The sequence below is a fragment of the Streptomyces albireticuli genome (assembly GCF_021228125.1).
Lineage (GTDB): Bacteria > Actinomycetota > Actinomycetes > Streptomycetales > Streptomycetaceae > Streptomyces > Streptomyces albireticuli.
On sequence record NZ_JAJQQS010000024.1, the window covers coordinates 19,313 to 40,357 of the forward strand.

7 protein-coding genes are annotated in these 21,045 nt (G+C 73.4%); 3 read left to right on the top strand and 4 right to left on the bottom strand.

The features are described 5' to 3' along the window. Window positions 1-2: 2 nt before the first annotated feature. Genes LUZ64_RS32415 through LUZ64_RS32425 form a run of 3 tightly spaced genes read right to left on the bottom strand, consistent with a single transcriptional unit; the run spans window position 3 to window position 13,533 of the window. Window positions 3-1,112 carry an alpha/beta fold hydrolase gene (locus tag LUZ64_RS32415; RefSeq protein ID WP_095584580.1) on the bottom strand — a complete coding sequence of 370 codons (1,110 nt, stop codon included), beginning with the start codon at window positions 1,110-1,112 and terminating at the stop codon, window positions 3-5. Further along, complete coding sequence (locus LUZ64_RS32420) at window positions 1,109-3,454, bottom strand: thioester reductase domain-containing protein (RefSeq protein ID WP_232399005.1); 2,346 nt, start codon at window positions 3,452-3,454, stop codon at window positions 1,109-1,111. The genes LUZ64_RS32415 and LUZ64_RS32420 overlap by 4 nt, the downstream gene beginning before the upstream one ends. Then, entirely contained in the window at window positions 3,451-13,533 is a 10,083-nt protein-coding gene (locus LUZ64_RS32425) for a type I polyketide synthase (protein ID WP_095584581.1), read from the bottom strand. The genes LUZ64_RS32420 and LUZ64_RS32425 overlap by 4 nt, the downstream gene beginning before the upstream one ends. 751 nt (window positions 13,534-14,284) lie before the next feature. Here LUZ64_RS32425 and LUZ64_RS32430 point away from each other — a divergent pair. The 3 genes from LUZ64_RS32430 (at window position 14,285) to LUZ64_RS32440 (ending at window position 19,794) form a co-directional block, all read left to right on the top strand. Beyond that, window positions 14,285-16,702, top strand: coding sequence for a SpoIIE family protein phosphatase (locus LUZ64_RS32430; RefSeq protein WP_232390517.1), 2,418 nt, complete (start codon window positions 14,285-14,287; stop codon window positions 16,700-16,702). Between the two features lie 368 nt (window positions 16,703-17,070). After that, window positions 17,071-19,488, top strand: a complete 2,418-nt coding sequence (locus tag LUZ64_RS32435) for a sensor histidine kinase (RefSeq protein WP_232390516.1) — start codon at window positions 17,071-17,073, stop codon at window positions 19,486-19,488. Between the two features lie 90 nt (window positions 19,489-19,578). Next, window positions 19,579-19,794, top strand: a complete 216-nt coding sequence (locus tag LUZ64_RS32440; protein ID WP_232390515.1) for a hypothetical protein — start codon at window positions 19,579-19,581, stop codon at window positions 19,792-19,794. 44 nt (window positions 19,795-19,838) lie between these two features. On the opposite strand, the gene LUZ64_RS32445 is transcribed toward LUZ64_RS32440, so the two are convergent. After that, the gene (locus LUZ64_RS32445) at window positions 19,839-20,957 is read right to left on the bottom strand and encodes a DUF5937 family protein (protein WP_095582061.1); all 1,119 of its coding nucleotides are present in this window, start codon (window positions 20,955-20,957) and stop codon (window positions 19,839-19,841) included. Window positions 20,958-21,045 lie beyond the last annotated feature (88 nt).

A 21,045-nucleotide genomic window follows, 5' to 3' on the forward strand; every position in this document is an offset into this window, starting at 1 on the left:
GGTCAGCTCCCGACCACCGCGCCGGACCGGCGGTGCTCGTCGAGGAACCGGACCACGGGGCCGAACACGTCCAGGGCGGCACCACGGCCGATGATCGGGTCCATGTGGCCGTACCCGGGGACTTCGACATAGCGGACGTCGAGCTGCGGGAACCGCCGCGTCAGGACGTCGTAACACAGCTCGTTGGAGTCGAGCCAGATCTTGTTGTCGCTGCCGGAGACCAGCATGACGGGGCAGTCGATGCGGTCGGCGTGGTCGAGGGCGTTCTCCGGCAGACGGCCGTAGCGGTGGCCACCAGGGTTCCAGCGCACCACGGAGTGGGCGAGCTCCATGCGCCGCAGGTGCGGCAGCACCCACGTCGGCAGCGTCCCGAACAGCTCGGCCAGCCGATCGTGGGTGATCTTGTCGAGGTTCTCGTGCGCGAAGAGCGACGCGCCCGTGCCCCAGGCCGAGTTCTGGAGAATCTGGCAGGTGGGGTCGTCGCAGTCGGCGGACAGGGAGGCGAGCGCGAACACCGGGGTGTACCGCGACCGCAGCCCGACCTTCTTGAAGTCGACCGGGAGATGGGCCCAGCGGGTCCGCAGCAGCTCGCCGCCCAGGTGCAGGCGCAGCCGGGTCCTGCCGCTGACCTTCGGCGTCATGAACACGCCTTGTGCGACCACGCCGGCCAGCCCGGGCACCAACCCGGCGGTCATGCTCATCGACAGCGATATCGCGCCGAGGCAGTGGGCGACCACGAAGAGCCGGCGCTCGCCGATCCGTCCGCGGATGTACGCGACCGCCTCGGGGATGTCGAAGAGCGCGACGTCGTCGAAGGAGTAGCGTTCCCGGCGCTCGTTGTGCGGCAGCCGGCAGCTGCCCCGCCAGTCCAGCAGCCAGGGTTCGTAGCCGGCGTCGAGGAGCACGTCCACGAGGTTGCGGGTCTCCGGGAGGGTGAAGATGTCCGAGGACGCCGTGAGGCCGTGGAGCAGCAGGACCGCGGGCCGGTCGGTGCCGGCGGCGCCGTCGGCGGCGATCCGGCACAGACCGAGCTCGGCGCCGTCGGACGCCTCGAACGGGATCTGCTCGAGCGTGGCGCCGTCGAGCTGAATGTGGAGCGGCCGTAGCGTCATGTGAGTCGTTCCCTGTCCTTGTCCAGTTTCTTGAGTTTCGCCTGGAACCGGTCCTTGTCCCGGTCGATGGCGTCCCGGCGCAGATCCAGCAGATCGGCTCCGGCCCGCAGCGTGGGCTCCGCCAGCCCCTGGACCATCTGCTGGGTGAACCACAGGAGCCAGGTGAGCTTCGCGGTCCGCTGCTCCTGCAGCGACAGGGCGGGATTCACCCGGATGCCGTCGATCTGCTCGCGCCGGTAGCTCTTGCCGGGCACCTTCATCACGCCGGACAGACTGGCCGGTTCGCCCTCCCGGCCGGCCTCGACCGTGAGGGTCCGGGCCTGCTTCCAGTAGTCGGTCCGTGCCCGGGCCGTCTTCCAGCCCTCCAGCCACCACGCCTGGCCGTCGCTGTCGCGCAGGGCGAGCCGGTAGCGCAGCAGGGGGTGGTCCGTGCCGTGCCTGAGCGGGATCCCCTCGTCCGGGCGGACCCAGATCTCGCCGTCCTCGACCGTGAGCGGATCCTTGTGCAGCCTCGGGCAGGTCACCGTGCCGCTCACGTGGATGGTCCGGTGCTCCGTGAGCTGGTACATGCTCGCGATGGACAGCGTCAGCGCGAAGGCGCAGCGGGTGTCGGGCGAGCCGTCGACGGGGCCCAGCTTTCCCCGCATCGTCTCCGGGAACCACAGATGGGGCGGGTCCTCGCGGCGGGGCAGGACGACCAGGCCGTCGCGGGCCATCCGCTCGTAGTTCTTCAGTTGGGCCTTGGCGTCGTAGCGGGTGGCCGGGGGCAGCTTGTGCCGGGCGATGAAGGCGTCGGTGCGCTCGCTCGTCGCCGCCGGGCCCAGCAACGTCGCCTCGCACAGCTTCTGCGCGGCGGGGTTGCGCAGGACGCGGGCGAGGAACTCCAGCTCGGGAACCGGGTCGCGTTCCATGCGGGACAGGAAGTCGGCCAGCCAGTCGTCCCACCCCAGCACCTGGACGTTCATACCGCCCAGCGCCATGTCGCGGACCAGTTCGGGCAGAGTGTTGGCCCGGCCGGTCAGGTGGTAGTTCTGGCCCCAGGCGCTCGGCTCGCACACCACGGCGGTCGCGATCCGGCTCACCCAGTCGACGGGCGCCACGTTGAGGTAGCGCATCGCCGGGGCGGTCCGGTAGCGGGAGATCACCGACATGTAGCCGGAGCTGATGTCATGCCCGTTGTACGCGCCGGTACGGGTGTGCCCGACGATGCCGCCCGGGCGCAGGAACGTCACCGTCAGACCGCGCTCGCGGGCGCGCCGGAGCGCCGCCTCCGCGGCCCATTTCGCCTTGTCGTATCCGGCGGCCAGCCGGTCGACGTGGGCGACCGGGTCGTCCTCGCCCATGGAGGTGACGCCCAGTTCGTTGAACACGGCGACCGACGAGATGTGGTGGAGCGGCTTGGCCGGGCCGGTCATCGCGAGTTCCGCCAGCGTCAGCGCGCCCAGGACGTTGGTCCGGCGCAGCGAGTGGTAGCCCCGGAGGAAGTCGACCGCCGCCGCCACGTTGACGATGGAGTCGAGCTCCTGCGCCAGCGCCGCCCACCGGTCGTCCGACAGCCCCAGCCGCGGCTGCCGGATGTCGCCGACCAGCACGGTGATCCGGCGCTTGACCTCGGCGGACCAGGGCAGCGCGAAGCTGGTCAGCGCCTCGGCCAAGCGCTGTTCCGCGGCCTGGGCGCTGTCCGCTCGCACCAGGCACACGAGGTGCGCGCGGCTGTGCCGCAGCAGGTCGAAGAGCATGTGGCTGCCGAGGAAGCCTGTCGCACCGGTCAGCAGGATCCGGCGGGGCGGGGCCGGGTCGGGGTCGCCGCACCACGGGAGCCGGTCGGCGCGCGCCAGGTCGGCGGTGATCAGCGCGAGGTCGTCGTTGTCGTCGCTCTGCGGAGGCTCCTCATCCACCGGCGCGGCCGTGGGAGCGGTGGCGAGGGCGGGCTGCCCGGTCGTGCGCAGCCAGCGCTGCGCGAGGCGGCGGGGCCGGGCGTCCGCGAAGACGTCGTCCAGGCTGAGCCGGACGTCCAATTCACGGTCGAGCGCCGCCACGAGCTCCACCGCGTCCACCGAGGTCGCCCCCGCCTCGAACAGGTCGGTCTCGGCATCGACCGGCGCCCCGTGCAGGAACCGGGCCGCCTTCGAGGCGATGGCCGAGGCCAGCCCGTCCAGGCTCCACGCCCCGCCGGCGCCGCCTGTCGCCGCGGGCGGCGTCGCGGGGCCCGGCTTGTCGAAGCGGGCCAGCAGGGCCGCCACCGCGGCCGCGCCGCGACCGCCGCTTTCGACCAGCTCTTCTTCGTGCCGGCGGCCGGAGCTCCCCGGCCCGTCCGGTCCCTTCACGTCCGGTTCCCTCACTTGGTCTCCTCCCCTGTTTGTGTCGTTGCGGCGTTCCACGAGCGGAACTCCCTCAGCCGCGCCGGCGTGACCACCGCTCGGAGCTGTGGCGCGTCGGCGTCCTCGCCCCCCAGGGCGGCGACCAGCCGCCGTGCCGGGACGTTGCGGTCCGTGTGTTCGGCGGTCAGCCGGACCGACCGGCAGCCCAGGGCCTCGGCCCGGTCGGCGAGCCACCGCAGCAGCCGCTCTTCGGCGCCGCGGCCCAGCACCCGGCAGCTGAGCATCCACGCCAAGACGTCGAGCGTGTCGCCGTCGGGACGGATCGCCACCACGCCGATCTGCCCGTACGCGCCGAACCGGTCGCGCGCCGACGCCGTCCACACCTCGCCCTCCCGCTGCCACCGCGGCAGCGCTTGCGCGTCCAGCAGGGAGGGGCGCAGGTTGAACTGGTTCGTACGCCGACCCAGCTGGACCGAGCGCTCCACCGTGGCGGCGGACAGCGGCTGGATGTCGAGCTCCAGTTGCAGCCGCTCGAGGAACTCCGTGAAACTCGTCTGCGCGCGTGCCGCGCCGCGTACCTTCTCCTGGCGGTAGAACTCGGCCCGGGCGGCGTCCTCACGCGTCGCCGCTCGTGGTGCGACCGGCCACAGCCGCGTCAGGAAGTCCGCCAGCTCGTCCGCGGGCGGGCACGTCACGCACAGGACTTCGGGCAGCGTGGCCCGCACCGCGGCGATTTCCACGGGGTTGTCGTCGAGGAACAGGAAGGTGTCGAGACCGAGCCCCAGCTCGTCGGCGACCCCCCTGATCCGCGTGGACTTGGGGTCCCACCCCGCGGCGATCACGGTGAAGTCGTCGGGACCGAGCACACTGTCGGGCCGCTCCAGCACGGCGCGCACGGTGGCCTCGTCGTTGTTGGACACCAGCACCAGCAGTACGCCCGCGGCGCGCCATTCCAGCAGACGGCGGGCCAGCCGCGCGCGGTCCCCGCCGACATCGACCCGGTCCGGTCCGATCTCGCCCGCGACGCCGCTCCACAGGGTCTCGTCCCCGTCCACGGCTATCACCTTGGGTGCCGTGCGCCGGACCGCTCGTACCAGCTCGGCGACGGTCAGCGCCACGGCCGCCTGGAACTCCATCCGGAAGGGCAGGTGGGCGAGGGTATCGGTCTGCTCGTCGAAGACGTTGTCGACGCCCGTGCCGCGGCTCCAGCTGTCGGCGTCCAACAGCGCGATGCCGGGGTGGCCGTGCAGACCTGCCGCCACCGACTGCTCCCAGCCGCGCAGCCGCCGGTCCTCGGAGCGGGCCGGGAGGAAGCCGACGACCAGCGGCTTTCCCGTCCGTTCGGCCAGGGCGCGGAGCGCGGCACGGTACTCCTCGGCGAGATCGGCCAGCACGTCGTCGGTGAGCGAGCCGAAACGGCCCAGGTCCGCGGCGCGCAGCAGCACGACGCCGACCGCGGTCGAGGGCGCGCTCAGCACACCCGCCGGATCGTGCAGGCTTGCCAGTACCTGGTGGTACGGGGCCTCGACGGTGGTAAGTCCGGCGCCCTCCAGGGCGGTGTCCACCAGTGCGGGCAGATTGCCGAGGGCGAAGGTGGCCGCGATCGCGATGCCTGCGGGCTCCGCTTCCCCGGCCTGGGGCGCGCCGGCCCGCGTCTCCACGGCCGCACGGTCCACCGCGTCCACTGCGTCGACCGCGTCCGCCGTGCCCGCGGCCACCTCGGCGACCAGGGCGAGGAAGGCGCGCCCGAACCGGGCGCAGCTCGGCCCGTCGAGGATGTCGAGGCTGTAGTCCAGGCGCAGATGGCCCAGGTCGGGCACCACCGTGATCATCAGATCGAGGTCCGAGTAGCCGGTGCCCGCGGGCAGCACCTCCAGCCCGTGCAGCGTCAGCGCCTGCGGCGGGATGTAGTTGAAATACACCTCGATCAGCGGCGCGTTGTCGCGGTGCAGGCCCGCCGCGACGAGGGCGGGCATCGCGTCGAAGAGCGTGACTCCCCGCTCCAGCACCGCGCTCAGGCGGCTGTCGGTCCGGCGGAGCACGTCGGCGACCGGTTCGCCCGACGCCGCCTCAGCCGCGAACGGGATCGGGATGCCGAAGAACCCGAGCGCGTCGAGCGCCCCGGCGTGCATCCGGGTGTCCACCGGAACCGCCAGCACGAACCGCTCCCGCTCGCGCAGGCGGGCGAGGAAGACGGTCAGCGTGCCCAGCCACAGCGCGGCGGGGGTGATGCCGAGCCGCCGCGCCCGCGCCGTGACCCGCTCGAGTAGTTCCTCGGGCAGCTCGACGAACTCGGTGGCCGCGCGGTAGCTGCGCGCTGCCGGCCGGGGCCTGGCCAAGGTCAGCTCCAGCCTGCCGCACCCGGCGTAGCGCTCCAGCCCCTGCGGAGTCGCCGCGTCGCGACCAGCCGCCCGCTGCGCCCCCAGCAGGAGATCGATGTCCTGAAGGGACGGACCCGGGGGCAGCTGCGCACCGGACAGCCCCATACCGATCTCGGCCGCCGCCAGGACGAGCGAGGGGAAGTCGGACACAGCGTGATGCGCACCGTAGATCAGCACCTGCTCGCCGGAGGGATACTCCAGCAGCTCGAATCGCCACAGCGGGGACACGGCGAGATCGAACGGCGGCTCCATCAGCTCCCGGAGCCGCTGATCGACGTCGACGCCGTCGCCGACGGGAGACCAGCGCGGCAGCACGCCCGAACCCTGCGGCCGGATCTCGAGCCGCTGACCGTGCTCGGCGTCCGGGACGATCGCCGTCCGCAGCGCCGCGTGCCGATCGGCGAGCCCGGCCAGCACCCCGCTCAGCCGCTCGCGTGTCGTCGGCGCGGCGAGCCGCACGGCGAAACCGATGTGGTGCGTGACACCCGGCGTGCCCTGCTGCTCCGCGCGCACCAGCCGCATCACGTCCCGGGTCGCCGGCCGGAACACGATCTCGCCGACCGCCGCGGCGGCGACGGGCGCCGCGTCGCGCTCCCGGTGCGTGACGTCGGCGGTCTCGGCCACCAAGTGGTCGGCGATGTCGGTAACGCCGGCGCCGTTGAGCAGCAGCGCGATCGGCACCGTACGGCCGAAGTCCTGCTCCACGACGCCGCGAGCCCGCATGGCCAGCACCGAATCCATACCCAGCGAGGTGAGCGACGCCGCGACGTCGAACCGGTCGGCGTCGAAGCCCAGCAGGCCGGATATCTGGTGCCGGAGCCGGTCGACCGCCTGCTCCCGGGAGAGCGGGCCGGTGCGGCGGCCTGCGGGCGGCAGCTCGCGCCGGGAGGCGGCCGAGGCCGCCGCGGTGGCGCGCCGCTGGGTGAGCAGCCCGGCGAACAGCGGTGGGAGCAGGTGCGGTTCGGTGGCCCGCAGGGTGGGCGGGTCCAGGGCCAGGGCGACCAGCGCCGCATCCGTGCCGGGCCCGGCCGTGGCCAGGGCGGTGTCGAACAGCGCCATTCCCTGCTCGGCGGTGAGCGGGCTCATCCCGCCATGGCCCAGACGCTGGAGGTCGAAGCGGTCCAGGTGCCCGGTCATCCCCGTGCGCTGGTCCCACAGCCCCCAGGCCAGGGAGAGCCCTGGCAGGCCCGCGTCGCGGCGGTGCTGTGCGAGCGCGTCGAGGAAGGCGTTGGCGGCGGCGTAGTTGCCCTGCCCCGGCACGCCGATGACCGCGGAGACGGAGGAGAACGTCACGAAGGCGGACAGGTCCAGACCGGCCGTGAGGTCGTGCAGATGCCAGGCCCCGTCGACTTTGGGCCGCAGAACGGTGTCGACGCGCTCAGGGGAGAGCGATCCGATCACCGCGTCGTCGAGGACACCGGCCGCGTGCACCACGGCGGTCAGCGGATGCGCGGCGTCGATCGCGCTCAGCGCCTCACTGAGCTGTGCCCGGTCGGCGACGTCGCACGCGCGGACGGTGACGCGCGCTCCGGCGGCGGTGAGCTCCTCCCGCAGGGCTTCGGCCCCCGGGGCCCGCTCGCCCTGGCGGGAGAGCAGCAGCAGGTGCGCCACGCCCAGCGTCACCAGATGGCGGGCCAGCCGAGCGCCCAGACCACCGGTGCCGCCGGTGATCAGGACGGTTCCCGCACCGAGTCCAGGGGCCGTGGACGCGGCGGCGGCCCGTTGGCGGCTGAGCTGAGGGGCGTGGATCTTCCCGTCGCGGATCGCGAGTTGCGGCAGGTCCGACGCCACGGCCTCCCGCAGCGACGTCCAGGAGCCGTGCGGCGCACCGTCGAGATCGACGAGGCCGATGCGGCCGGGGTTCTCGCTCTGGGCGGCGCGTACGAGCCCCCATACCGGGGCCTGGACCAGGTCCACCTCGCCGGCGCCGGCGCGCACGGCGCCGCGGGTCAGGACGACCAGACGCGACGCGGTGAGCACGTCCTCGGCCAGCCACTGCTGCAGCGCCCGCAGTGTCCGGCACGCGACCCTCCGCACGCCGGACAGCAGATCGCCCGCACCCGCGCCGGTCACGGGCAGCAGAACGACCTCCGGCACGGCCGCACCGGCCCGGACGGCGCTGACCAGTGCGCCGACCGACGCGTAGACCGGCACCCCCACAGGCGCGCCCGGCGCTTCGTCGGCGGTGATGAGGGCCCACGAGGCGGGTCCGGGGAGGGCCGCGGGGGAGGGGGAGCGAACAGCCCAGTCCAGTCGGAGCAGGGCCGCACGCTCGTCGCCCGCGCTCCGGGCGGCCGCGAGCTGCCCGGGAGCGATCGGGCGCAGCAGGAGGGAATCGACCTGGACGACCGGAGCACCGGTCCGGTCGGCCGCCCGCACGGTGATCGCCCCATGGCCCACGGGCGCGATCCGCACCCGCAGGGCGCTCGCGCCGCGCGCATGCACGGTGACACCGCTCCACGAGAACGGCAGCCGCGTGTACCCCGTGTCGTCGGCGCCGAAGTCCCCGCCCAGGGCGGCGGGGTGCAGCGCCGCGTCGAGCAGTGCGGGGTGGATGCCGAACCGCCGCGCGTCCTCCCACAGCAACCCGGGCAGGGCGATCTCGGCGAAGACCTCATCACCACGCCGCCACGCCGCCGATACGCCCCGGAAGGCGGTCCCGTACGTCAACCCCAGGCCCGCCAGCGTGCTGTAGAGGTCGTCCACCGGGACAGCCGTGGCGCCCAGGGGCGGCCACACCGCGCCCACACCGTCCTCGGCGGGCGGATCCGCCGTAGCACCGGCGAGGACGCCGGTGGCGTGCCGCGTCCACACGGGCGCGTCGTCGGGATGCTCGGGGCTGGAGTGGACGCTGATTGGGCGGGACCCGTCCGGGGCCTCAGCGCCGACAGCCACCTGCACGCGCACCGCGCCGTGTTCGGGCAGGACGAGGGGCGCCTCCAGCATCAGCTCCCGCAGGTGCGGGCAGCCCACCCCGTCCCCGGCGCGCAGCGCCATCTCCACGAACGCGGTGCCGGGCAGCAGGACCACGCCTCGTACGGCGTGCTCGCCCAGCCAGGGGTGCGACGCCGTCGAGAGGCGCCCGGTCAGCACCGCGCCGCGCTCCTCGGCGAGCAGCACCGCCGCACCGAGCAGCGGATGGTCCGCCGAGGCGAGACCCAGAGCGGCCACAGGGGCGGCGGCGCTCCGGGCGGGCAGCCAGAACCGCTCCCGTTCGAAGGCGTACGTCGGCAGCTCGACCCGCCTGCCACCGGTCAGCAGCGCCTCCCACGCCACCGGCACACCGGCGGCGAACACGTCGGCCGCCGCGGCGGCGACCTGGGCCAGGCCGCCCTCGTCACGGCGCAGTGTCGCCACCACCGTGGCGCGGGCGTCCGCCGCGTCGACGCTCTCCTGCACCCCGACGGCGAGTACCGGATGCGCACTGACCTCGACGAACACCGTGATGCCGCGCTTGAGCAAGGCGGTGGTGGCCTGCTCGAACTCCACCGTCTGCCGCAGATTGCGGTACCAGTACCCCGCGTCGAGCACGGCGGTGTCCAGCAGCCCGCCGGTCACCGACGAGTAGAACGGCACGGCGGCGGAGCGGGGCCGCACACCTCCCAGCGCCTCGGCGAGCTCCGCTTCGAGCCGCTCGACCTGAGCGGAGTGCGAGGCGTAGTCCACACTGATCCGACGCGCCCGTACGCCCTCCGCCTCGCACGCCGCCAGCAGTCCGTCCAACGCGCCGGGGTCGCCCGACACCACAGTGGAGGAAGGCCCGTTGACCGCGGCCAGCGACAGGCGTCCGCCGAAGCCGCGGATGCGCGTCCGCACCTCGTCCGCGGACAGGGACAGCGACACCATGCCGCCCTGTCCGGACAGCGCCGCGATCGCCGCGCTGCGCAGCGCCACCACACGGGCCGCGTCGTCCAGCGTCAGCGCGCCCGCGACGCAGGCGGCGGCGATCTCCCCCTGGCTGTGCCCCACCACTGCGGCGGGTTCGACCCCCAGGGAGCGCCACAGCGCGGCCAGCGACACCATCACCGCGAACGACACCGGCTGCACCACGTCCACGCGGTCCAAGCCGGGCGCGCCCGCCGCGCCCCGCACCACATCGCTCAGCGACCAGTCGACGTAGCCGCTCAGCGCCTCCTCGCACTCCGCCATCCGGGCGGCGAACACCGGGGAGGACTCCAGCAGGTCCCGGCCCATGCCCACCCACTGCGCGCCCTGCCCGGGGAACACGAACGCCACGGGCGAACGGCCCCGGGCCGCGCCGGTCACCACGGCGCTCGCGCCGGCCTCCCCCTCGGCGAGGGCCGTCAGGGCGGCGACCAGCGCGTCGCGGTCACCGCCGAGCAGCACGGCGCGGTGCTCCAGCGCCGCCCGGCCGACGGCCAGGGTGAACCCCACGTCCACCGGGTCCAGGCCGGTGTCCTCGGTGACCCGCTTCAGCAGCCGCGCCGCCTGGCTTCGCACGGCCGAGCGCGTCCTGCCCGACAGCACCCACGGCGTCACCGACCCTGTGGCGCGCACGCCGTCGTGGCCCGCTCGCAGTCCTTGTGCTTCCGGTGCCTCTTCGAGGATGACGTGCGCGTTGGTGCCGCTGATACCGAACGAGGACACCGCCGCCCGGCGGGGGCGGCTCGTCCGCGGCCAGGGCACGGCCTCCGTCAGCAGCGACACCGCACCCTGGGCCCAGTCCACGTGCGGGGACGGCTCGTCCACGTGCAGTGTCCGCGGCAGCACGCCGTGCCGCATCGCCATGACCATCTTGATGATTCCCGCCACACCGGCGGCGGCCTGTGTGTGACCGATGTTGGACTTCAACGACCCCAGCCACAGCGGCTGTCCTTCCGGGCGGCCCTGCCCGTACGTCGCCAGCAGGGCCTGGGCCTCGATCGGGTCGCCGAGCGTGGTGCCGGTGCCGTGCGCCTCCACCACGTCCACCTCCGAGGCCGACAGCCGCGCACCGGCCAGCGCCTCCCGGATCACCCGCTGTTGCGCCAGGCCGTTCGGGGCGGTCAGGCCGTTGGACGTCCCGTCCTGGTTGACCGCGCCGCCCTTGACCACCGCCAGGACCCGGTGCCCGAGGCGCCGCGCGTCGGACAACCGCTCCAGGACGAGGACCCCGACCCCCTCGCCCCAGGCCGTGCCGTCCGCGGCGGCGGCGAACGGCTTGCACCGGCCGTCGCCGGACAGCGCGCCCTGGCGGGAGAACTCCACGAACGAGCCCGGCGTGGCCATCACCGCCACGCCGCCCGCCAGCGCGAGCGAGCACTCGCCCGACCGCAGCGACCGCGCCGCGAGACGCACGGCCACCAGCGAGGACGAACAGGCCGTGTCCACCGAGATCGCCGGACCTTCCAGGCCCAGCGTGTACGCCACTCGCCCCGAGACCAGGCTGCCCGCGTTCTCACCGGGCCCGTAGTCGTGGTACATGACTCCGGCGAAGACCCCGGTGCGGGAGCCCTTCAGGGTCCGCGGACCGATTCCCGCGTGTTCGAGGGCCTCCCACGAGGTCTCCAGCAGCAGTCGCTGTTGCGGGTCCATCGTCAGCGCCTCCCGGGGCGGGATCCCGAAGAACTCCGCGTCGAAGTCCGCCGCGCCGTGCAGGAACCCGCCCCGCCGGGTGTACGTGGCACCCGGGCGCATGCCCTCCGGGTCGTACAGCGCCTCGACGTCCCAGCCGCGGTCGGCCGGGAAGTCCGACGTCGCGTCCTCTCCCTCCCTCACCAGCCGCCACAGGTCGTCCGGGGTGGCGATCCCACCCGGATAGCGGCAGGCCATGCCGACGACGGCGATGGGATCGTCGTCCGCCGTCGCCTCGTCCGCCGTCGCCTCGTCCGCCGTCGCCTCGTACGGCAGCGCGACGGGGGTGCATGAGGCGGCCGGGCCCGTCAGCTCACGCAGGCGGCCGGCGACGGCACGCGGGGTCGGGTAGTCGTAGACGAGCGTCGTCGGCAGGGGGATGCCGGTGACCTCCGTGAGCCGGTTGCGCAGGTGGACCGCTCCGGCGGACGGCAGACCCAGCGCGATGAAGACGGAGTCCCCGCTGAGTTCCACCGGCCCCTGCCCCTCACGTTCGAGGAGGCTCCGGGTCTCGGCCAGGACAAGGTCGGTGAACAGCTCCTCCCGCCCGGACGGGTCGAGTTCGGCCGGCCGCCGGTGCGGCTCCGGATCCTGCGGCGCGGCAGCGGTCGCTTGCGCGGGCGCCAGCAGCCGGCTCGGACGCTCCCACAGCAGGCTCCGGAGGAGCTTGCCCGAGCCGTTGCGTGGCACGGCCTCCACCTGGCGGATCTCGGCGGGAACCTTGAAGGCGGCGAGCCGGCGGCGGCAGAGAGCGAGGAGTTCTTCGGCGTCGACACGGCCGGCCGCGGCGGCGACGAACGCCACCGGCACCTGCCCGAGCTCCTCGTGGTCCCTGGCCGCCACAGCGACGTCCGCCACACCGGGAGCGGACGCGATGACCTCCTCGACCTCCGTGGGCGAGATGTTCTCTCCGCCGCGGATGATGAGTTCCTTGATACGGCCGGTGAGAGCGAGGCGTCCCGAGCGGTCCGCACGGGCGAGGTCACCGGTGCGGTACCAACCGTCGACGAGCACGGCCGCGCTCGCCTCGGGCAGGTTGTGGTAGCCGGGCATGACACTGGGGCCGCTGATCCACATCTCGCCCTCGCCGCCCGGGGGGACGTCCGCTCCGGTGCCCGGATCCACCAGCCGGACGCCGAGCCCGCGCAGCGGCAGGCCGCACGACTCCTCCGCGCCCTTTTCCACAGGCCAGTTGAGCGTACCGACGCCGCAGATCTCCGTGGCTCCGTAGCCGTCCACAAGGGGCACGCCGAAGGTCTCCTGCCAGGAGCTCCGCAGCCGTGCGCTGCTCGGAGCGCCGGCCACGACGCACACACGCGGCCCCGCGGGGGCGGCGTCACGCCCCCGGGCGGCGGTCACGAGCTGGTGGAACATGGTGGGAACGCCGGTGAGGAAGGTGTACGCGTCCGTGTCCAGCAGGTCCGCCACCTCGTCCGCGTCGAACCCGGTCACGATGCGCGCGGTCGCTCCCGCCGTCAGCACTCCGACGCACAGGCTGTAAGCGAAGGCGTGGTGCAGCGGGATGGGAACCAGCATGTGGTCCGCTGCCGACAGGCCCAGGATGTCGAGGTAGGACGCGGACGCCGACCACAGATAGCCGCGCTGGGTGGCCCGCACGCCCTTGGGCCGGCCGGTGGTCCCCGAGCTGTAGAAGATCCATGCCACGTCGTCGAGCCCCAGGTCGTCCCGGGGCGCGGGCGCCGGCACCTGAGTGTCCGCCAGTGCCTCGAAGGAGAGGGACCCCTCCACCGCCGGGCCGTCTCCCGCGATCACGAGGGCGGGCGCCTGGCCGTCCGGTGCCGCCTGCCGCAGCAGAGCGGCGTGCGCGCGGTCGGTGATGACGACTCGGCATGCGCTGTCGCGCAGCACATGGGACAGCTCGTCTTCCGTCGCGGCGGGGTTGAGCGGGACCGCGATCGCGCCGGCCCGGGCGAGAGCGATATAACTCTCCATCGTCTCGATGCGATTGCCGAGCAGGATCGCCGCCCGGTCGCCCGGCCGCAGCCATTCCGCTCCCAGTCTCCCGGCGAGACCCCGGGTGCGCTTTTCCAGCTGCCGGTAGTCAACACTCCGGCAGTCGTCGTGAAAAGCGATTTTTTCGCCCCGAATTCTGGAGTGCGATAAAACCAGTTCGGAGATCGTCATGAGCGGATCGGATCGCACGGCGCATTACCTCTTTCACCCTTGTGATCCGGGAGGCTAGGCCAGAGTCCGTGATGGTTTCAATGGGCATACAACTTAGGAGACACACCGGTCGGCGTGCGGCCATGAGGTCGTCCAGCCTCCCGGACCCGGCGGCCCCGACGTCGCCGCCGGGACCGCCACGGTCGAGGCCGCCGCCCCTGCGCCGGGCGCGGGCCGAGCGCGTCAGCCTGCCTTGTTTCGCGGTGTGCCGGCCGATGGGCCGGTCGGCGTGAGTTCATCCGCACGGTCCGCGTGGAGTCCCGGCCCGGATCCTCGCCGGTACTCGCGCGGGGCAGGCCCGTCAAGATAGCGTGTGAGGAGAAAGCCGCATCGCGGGGTACCTGCGCAGGCCGCGGTGTGGAAGCTGGCGAAGGCCGGCCCGGAACCGGGCCTCGCCGGGATGCAGAAAAGAGGCCCCCGCCGTCGGCCGGAATCCGAGGGCGAGGGTCAACCGCAAGAGGACGGCCTTGGACCGTCAGCCCTCAGTATCTGTGCGGACTGGCGGTCACCGCCCGGTGGACCCCTCCACCCCCACCACACCCCTCGCCCCCACCGCCCCCTCATCCCCGCCGTGCCTCCGCGCCCCCTCGCCCCCTCCCCGCCTGCCGCGCCCTCTCCGCGCCCTCCGGGGTGTTCCCTGGATGGTGTAGAGGTCGGCAAGCGCTCGTGCTTCCTACCCATCACTGTGGAGGATGTGACGGACGATGAACCGATGACGCTCTTTCCTGAGAGCCCCGAGGACCCGTTCTCGGTCGCCGGTGCCGGCTCGGCTGTACTGGACTATCAGGGAAGGGTCGTGGGCTGGAGCCGGCGGGCCGAGATGCTGCTGGGGCACCGTGCCGCGGATGTGCTGGGCCGCTCCGCTCTGGAGACCCTTGTTCATCCTGGTGACCGTGGCCGGGCCGCCCGCGCTGCCGCGGTGTGTCTGCGTACCCCGGGCTGGTTCGGTCTCCTGCCCGTCCTGCACCGTGACGGTCACCGCATGCACCTGGGTCTGCGGGCCCGCCTGGTTACCCGTGCCGGGGCCGGCCCGGAATGGTTCCTGGTCGGCGCGCCCGCCCAGGACGTCATTCAGTGGGAGACCGACCGTTCCGTCCTGGATAACCTTTTCCGCCGTTCACCTGTCGGCCTCGCTGTCCATGCCCCCGATCTGCGTATCCTGCGCGTTAACCGGGCCCTGGCCCGCATCGGCGGCCTTACCCCCGATCAGGCGCGTGGTCACCGCATGGCTGATTTCCTGCTTCCCGAGGATGCCCGTACCGCGGAGGACCGCCTTCGCGAGGTCCTGGCCACCGGCCGCCCTACCATTTTCACCGAGCAGTCCTGCCGCTTGCGTATCGACCCCGCCCGGGCCCGTTTCGTGTCCGTGTCCGCTTTCCGTCTGGAGGACTCCACCGGACACATCCTCGGTGTCACCCAGCTGGTCGAAGACGTCACCGAACGCCACCGCGCCCGCCTGCGCCTGGACCTCCTCAGCGAGGCCGGCACCCGTATCGGCACCACCTTGGACGTGGCCACCACTGCCCGCGAACTCACCCATGTCCTGGTCCCCGACCTCGCCGACTGCGCCACTGTCGATCTTCTCGACCCTGTCAGCCGCGGCGAGGAACCCTCCCAGGACGGCTTCGGCCCCGTCCGCCGCACCGCCCTGGCCTGCGACGTCCCCCACGCCACCGACGCCCTCAATCCCCTGGGCGCCCTCATCCACTTCGCTCCCCACACCCCCCAGGGCCGCTGTCTCGCCGATCAGACCCCCTTCCTCGCCCCCCGCCTGCGCACCCCCGCCGACCTCACTACCGTCGCCCAGGACCGCGCTCCCCAGGCCGCCGCCCTGGGCGTCCATTCCGTCATGATGCTGCCCCTGGCCGCCCGCGGCCTCGTCCTGGGCCTGCTCACCCTCTGGCGCTCCCGCAGCCCCGAACCCTTCGAGGACGACGACCTCACCCTCGCCGGCGAATTCGCCGCCCGCGCCGCCGTCTCCCTCGACAACGCCCGCCGCTACACCCGCCAGCATCTGGCCGCCCTCACCCTCCAGCACCGCCTCCTGCCCGGTGACCTGCCCGACCTCCCCGCCGCCGACACCGCCCACTGCTACATCCCCGCCGGCGCCGTCGAAGGCGTCGGCGGCGACTGGTTCGACGTCATCCCCCTCTCCGGCGCCCGCGTCGCCCTCGTCGTCGGGGACGTCATCGGCCACGGCATCGACGCCGCCGCCACCATGGGCCGCCTGCGCACCGCCGTCCATACCCTGGCCGAACTCGACCTCGACCCCGAAGAAGTCCTCTCCCACCTCGATGACCTCGTCCACCGCCTCGCCGCCGAACAGGAGACCAACAGCCACGACTTCCCCCAGGACCAGGTCACCGGCGCCAGCTGCCTCTACGCCGTCTACGACCCCATCTCCCGCTCCTGCTCCCTGGCCCGCGCCGGTCACCCGCCCCCCGCCGTCATGACCCCCGACGGACACGTCACCTTCCCCGACCTCCCCACCGGGCCACCCCTGGGCCTGGGCGGCCTCCCCTTCGAAACCACCGAACTCCACCTCCCCGAAGGCACCCTCCTCGCCCTCTACACCAACGGCCTCATCCACACCCCCGACCACGACCTCGATACCATGCTCGGCCGCCTCGCCCACCAGCTCGCCGCCCCCGCCCCCACCCTGGCCGAAGCCGCCCACACCATCGTCAACGCCCTCCTGCCGCCCCACCCCACCGACGACGTCGCCCTCCTCCTCGCCCGCACCCGCGTCCTGCCTCCCGGCCACGTCGCCACCTGGACCCTGCCCGCCGACGCCCGCGCCGCTTCCCGCGCCCGCACCCTGATGAACCAGCAGCTGGCCACCTGGAACCTCGGCGAACTCGCCTTCACCACCGAACTCGTCGTCAGCGAACTGGTCACCAACGCCTACCGCTACGCCGCCGGCGGCCCCGTCACCGTCCGCCTGATCCTGGGCCCCCACCTCATCTGCGAAGTCTCCGACACCAGCAACACCGCCCCCCACCTGCGCCGCGCCCGTACCACCGACGAAGGCGGCCGCGGCCTGTTCCTCGTCGCCCAGCTCACCGAACGCTGGGGCACCCGCTACGGCCGCGAAGGAAAAACCGTCTGGACCGAACAGCGCCTGCCCTGAACCACCCGCCACCCCCCACGGGCGGGCACGGCGCCCCCCCCCGCGCCGGGAGCACGGCGAGGGCGAGGGCGAGGAGGACCGAGATGCCCCCACGGCCGAAGCACGGCGAGGAGGGCTGAGATGCCCACACCCCCCACACCCCCCACACCACCCCCGAACCTCCCACCCACACCGCCCCCGAACTCTCCGCCCACACCGCCCCCGAACTCTCCGCCCACACCGCCCCCGAACTCCCCGCCCACACCACCCTCGACCCCCCCCCGCCCCCGAACCCTCCGCTCGCACCCCCTGCCCTGCCCCCGAACCCCTCACCCCCGAACGCTCCGCCCCGCCCCCGCAGACCCTCCGGCACCCGGGCCGCCTACACGGTGGCCGTCACCACCACCGCCTCCGCCCTCCTGTGGGCCACCCTGGTCCTCACCCACCTCGACCACCCCACCTTCCAGAACATCCAGATCAGCTCCAGCCTGAGCCTGGTCCTCCTCGGCCTCGGTCTCGCCCTGCCCGGCACCGCCTTCGTCGCCCGCGGCTCCGGACGCCCCCTGGGCTGGCTCCTCCTGGGCTCCGGCTGCCTCCTCGTCCTCGACGAAACCCTGTGGGCCCTCATCTACAGCACCGGTACCGCCCCCGGCACACCCCCGCACGACGCCGCCAAAGTCTTCGGCGTCTTCTCCTTCAACACCTTCGGCATCGCCTTCCTGACCATCCCCATGTGGCTGCCTTACGGCCGCCTGCCCGGCCGCTGGGGCCAGGCCTACGTCCTCACCGTCGCCCTCTACACCATGGCCGAACCCGCCGCCGCCCTGCGCAACGCCCTGCGCCCCCATCCCGCCGTCACCCCCCACGACCACGACGGCTGGTCCCGCGTCGCCGACCTCGTCCCCACCTGGCTCCTGGACAGCGACCGCTGGGTCTCCCTGCTGTGCGTGACGGTCAGCCTGGCCGTCATGGCCGTGCGCTGGCTGCGCTCACCCGTCACCCAGCGCACCTACTGGGCACTGGCCGTCCCCTACCTGCCCTGGGCCATGGTCGTCTTCTTCGACTACTTCGCCGACTTCCGCGAAGAAGTCCACCTGGCCGTCAACTTCCTCGCCGCCCTCTTCTGGCCCCTGGCCTTGCGCCACGTCCACGTCCGCCACCACACCGGCGCCCTGACCCCCGCCCCCCGCCGTGTCCTGACCGCCCTCCTCCTCACCTACGTCACCACCGCCGTCTACGGCGCCTGCGGCATCCTCCTGTCCTACGCCGCCCCCACCTCCCTGACCCCCGCGGCCCAGCTCCTGGCCGCCCTCGCCGCCGCCACCGCCACCGTGCTGCGCCCCACCCGCCGCTGGGCCGCCCGCGTTGTCGATCACTACTACTACGGTGAACGGGCCCAGCCCTACCAGGCCGTCCGTGAACTCGCCGACCGCCTCGGCCGCGCTGTCGACCCCGCCGCCGCCCCCCGCCTGCTGTGCGACACGGTCGTGCACACCCTCCAGCTGCCCGCCGCGGCCCTCCTGGTCCACACCCGCAACGGCACCCGCGAACTCGCCCGCCTGGGCACCCCCGCCCCCACCCACCGCACCGGTGAAACCGGCGAAGCCTTCCCCCTGATCTACCAGGGAGAGGAGATCGGACGCCTGCTCGTCCCGCCCCGCCCGGGCACCCTCGCCCTCGACCAGCAGGACCGCGAAGCCGTCCGCGTCCTGGCCGACCACGGCGCCCCCGCCCTCGCCTCCCTGCGCCTGTACGAGGACCTCCAGGCCAGCCGCGAGGAGATCGTCCTGGCCCGCGAGGAGGAACGCCGCAGACTCCGCCACGACCTCCACGACGGCCTCGGCCCCACCCTGTCCGCACTGCGCCTGCAGGTCGACGCCGTCCGCTCCCGCCTCACCGGAAACACCGGCACAGGCTCCGACACCGGCACAGGCTCCGGCTCCGGCACAGGCTCCGGCACCGGCACCGGCTCCAGCACAGGCACAGGCACCGGCTCCAGCACCGGCACAGGCACCGGCTCCGGCTCCGGCACAGGCACCGGCTCCGGCTCCGGCTCCGGCACCGGCTCCAGCACAGGCACAGGCACCGGCACCGGCACCGGCACAGGCACCGGCTCCGGCTCCGGCTCCGGCTCCGGCACCGGCTCCGGCTCCGGCTCCGGCACCGGCACCGGCTCCGGCACCGGCACCGGCTCCGGCTCCGGCACAGGCTCCGGATCCGGCACTGGCTCCGGATCCGGCACTGGCTCCGGATCCGGCACTGGCACCGGTGCTGACGCCGGGGCCGGTTTGCCGCTGCGCGCCGTCTCCACCGGCATCGGCCAGGCCATCGAGGAACTGCGCCACATCACCGACGGGCTGGCCCCGGCCGCCCTGGACGGCGCCGACCTGCCGCGTGCCCTGCGTCAGCTGGCCGGGCAGCTGGCCGGGCGCACCCTGCGCATCACCGTCGCCCTGCACCCCGACCCGCTGCCGCGGCTGCCCGCGGCGGTGGAGGTCGCCGTCTACCGCATCGCGGCCGAAGCCCTCCACAACGCCGTGCGCCACTCCCGTGCCGGTCACGCCCGCCTGTCGGTCACCGCGGGGCAGGAGGCCGTCACCACCGAGGTCCGCGATGACGGGCAGGGCTTGCCCGCCCACCGCCGCGGCCGGGGGGTGGGCCTGCGGTCGATGGCCGAGCGCGCCGAGGAACTCGGCGGCCGCCTGACCCTGACCAGCACCGGCGAGGGCACCCTCGTACGGGCCGTCATCCCCCGCACCCCGACCGGGGTCCGCCGCCCGGACCTGCCGCCTCACAAGACCGGCTGAGCCCCGCCCCGCCACAAGGATCCCCAAGTCGTCCGCAAAGGGGCCGAGTTGAAGCGGGCGCGCCTCTTGCCGCCTGGCACAGTGGGCGCCATGAGCAACGGCGACATCATGGGCCCCGACGCCTACCGGTCCGGCGGGCGGCCGAATCCTCCCGTGCGCTGCGTCAAGTGCAAGGGCGTCACCGTCATCACCACGCACGCCAGGAACCCGCGGACCGGGAGCGGCGAGTGGCGGCTGACCTGCCTGGAATGCCGGGTCGCCTGGCCGATGGACCAGCACGGCGGCGAGCCCGACGAATACATCTGACCACCCCCCCCGGGGGGGGAGCTGGGGGGGGTGAGGAAGTGCTGTCAGCGCAGCACGCCCTCCAGGAAATCGCTGCTCAGCCGCGATACCGCTCTCACGTCCAGCTGATACAGCACATACCGGCCACGGCGCCGTGTGACGATCAGCCCCGCCTTCTTCAGCACCGACAGGTGCCGTGAGACCTCCGGTGCGCTCAGGCCGAGGATGTTCGCCAGTTCTCCCGTGGTGTGCGGGGAGCGGGCCGTGCTGCGGCACAGCTGCATCCGCACCGGGTGGGCCAGCGCCTCCAGGCGCAGCTTGAGGACCTCTACCGAGGCGGGTGCGGGCAGCTCCGGCGTGCCGAGGGGGTAGTGGACGACCGGGCGCCAGCCCGGCCGGTGCAGGATCATCAGGTGCGGCCAGGCGAAGTGCGAGGGGACGAATGTCAGCCCCGCTCCCACGGCCGTATCGACTGCCGTGGCCTGGCAGTCCGCCAGCTTGTCCGCCCGGATCCGCCGTCCGCCGGCGTCCTCTTCCAGCACCATCGCGGGCGAGACCGCTCTCAGTGCCTCGGCCAGCCCTTTACGGCGCAGCAGCTCCGTTTTGTGCCGGACGTCGGCGGCCAGTACCCCCCGCACCCGCTGCCAGACGTCCGCGAAGAACGCCTCGTCGCAGTCCTCGACCAGCCGCCGCACCCATGCCCGCACCGCGGTGGGGTCCTTCAGCAGCCGCCCGGTGAACTCCCACTGCTGCGGGCCGCGGGCCGCGGCCAGCTCCAGCGCCCGGGCCCGGGCCCCGGCGTCCGTCAGCGGGGACGGGCCGCCGGTGGCGTAGGTGGCCAGGGAGGCGAACTCCAGCGCCGCCGAGACGAACTGCTCGTCGTCCAGCCGGTCCAGCAGGTCCAGGTCCTGCGCGAGCGTCGCCCCGGCCCGCCCCTGGCCGCCGCGCACCCCCGCGAAGGGCATGAACAGGTCGGAGAAGGTGTTGCGCCACAGGAAATCGGCCTCGTGGAGCCGCCCCGCCAGATCCCGGCCGAGCGAGGCGGCCGTCGCCGAGGCCCAGCCGCGCAGCCCCGGGTGGTGCTCCGGCTCGGACAGGGCGTGCAGTGCCAGGTTCAGCTCGGCCAGCGGCGACGTCTCGAAGACGATGCGCTCCTGCGGCAGCCCCGCGATGTCGATGCTCACGCTCATCCCCCTATCGTGCCTGCCCACCACCCCCTGGCCCGCACCGATTGACGCCCCGCGCCAATCCACCCGGACGGCGAACCCGCAG

Bases quoted from the DNA above. Each gene is read 5' to 3' on its own strand.
- LUZ64_RS32415 (WP_095584580.1), bottom strand. From the start codon at position 1,112: ATGACGCTACGGCCGCTCCACATTCAGCTCGACGGCGCCACGCTCGAG.
- LUZ64_RS32425 (WP_095584581.1), bottom strand. From the start codon at position 13,533: ATGACGATCTCCGAACTGGTTTTATCGCACTCCAGAATTCGGGGCGAA.
- LUZ64_RS32440 (WP_232390515.1), top strand. From the start codon at position 19,579: ATGAGCAACGGCGACATCATGGGCCCCGACGCCTACCGGTCCGGCGGG.
- LUZ64_RS32430 (WP_232390517.1), top strand. From the start codon at position 14,285: ATGACGCTCTTTCCTGAGAGCCCCGAGGACCCGTTCTCGGTCGCCGGT.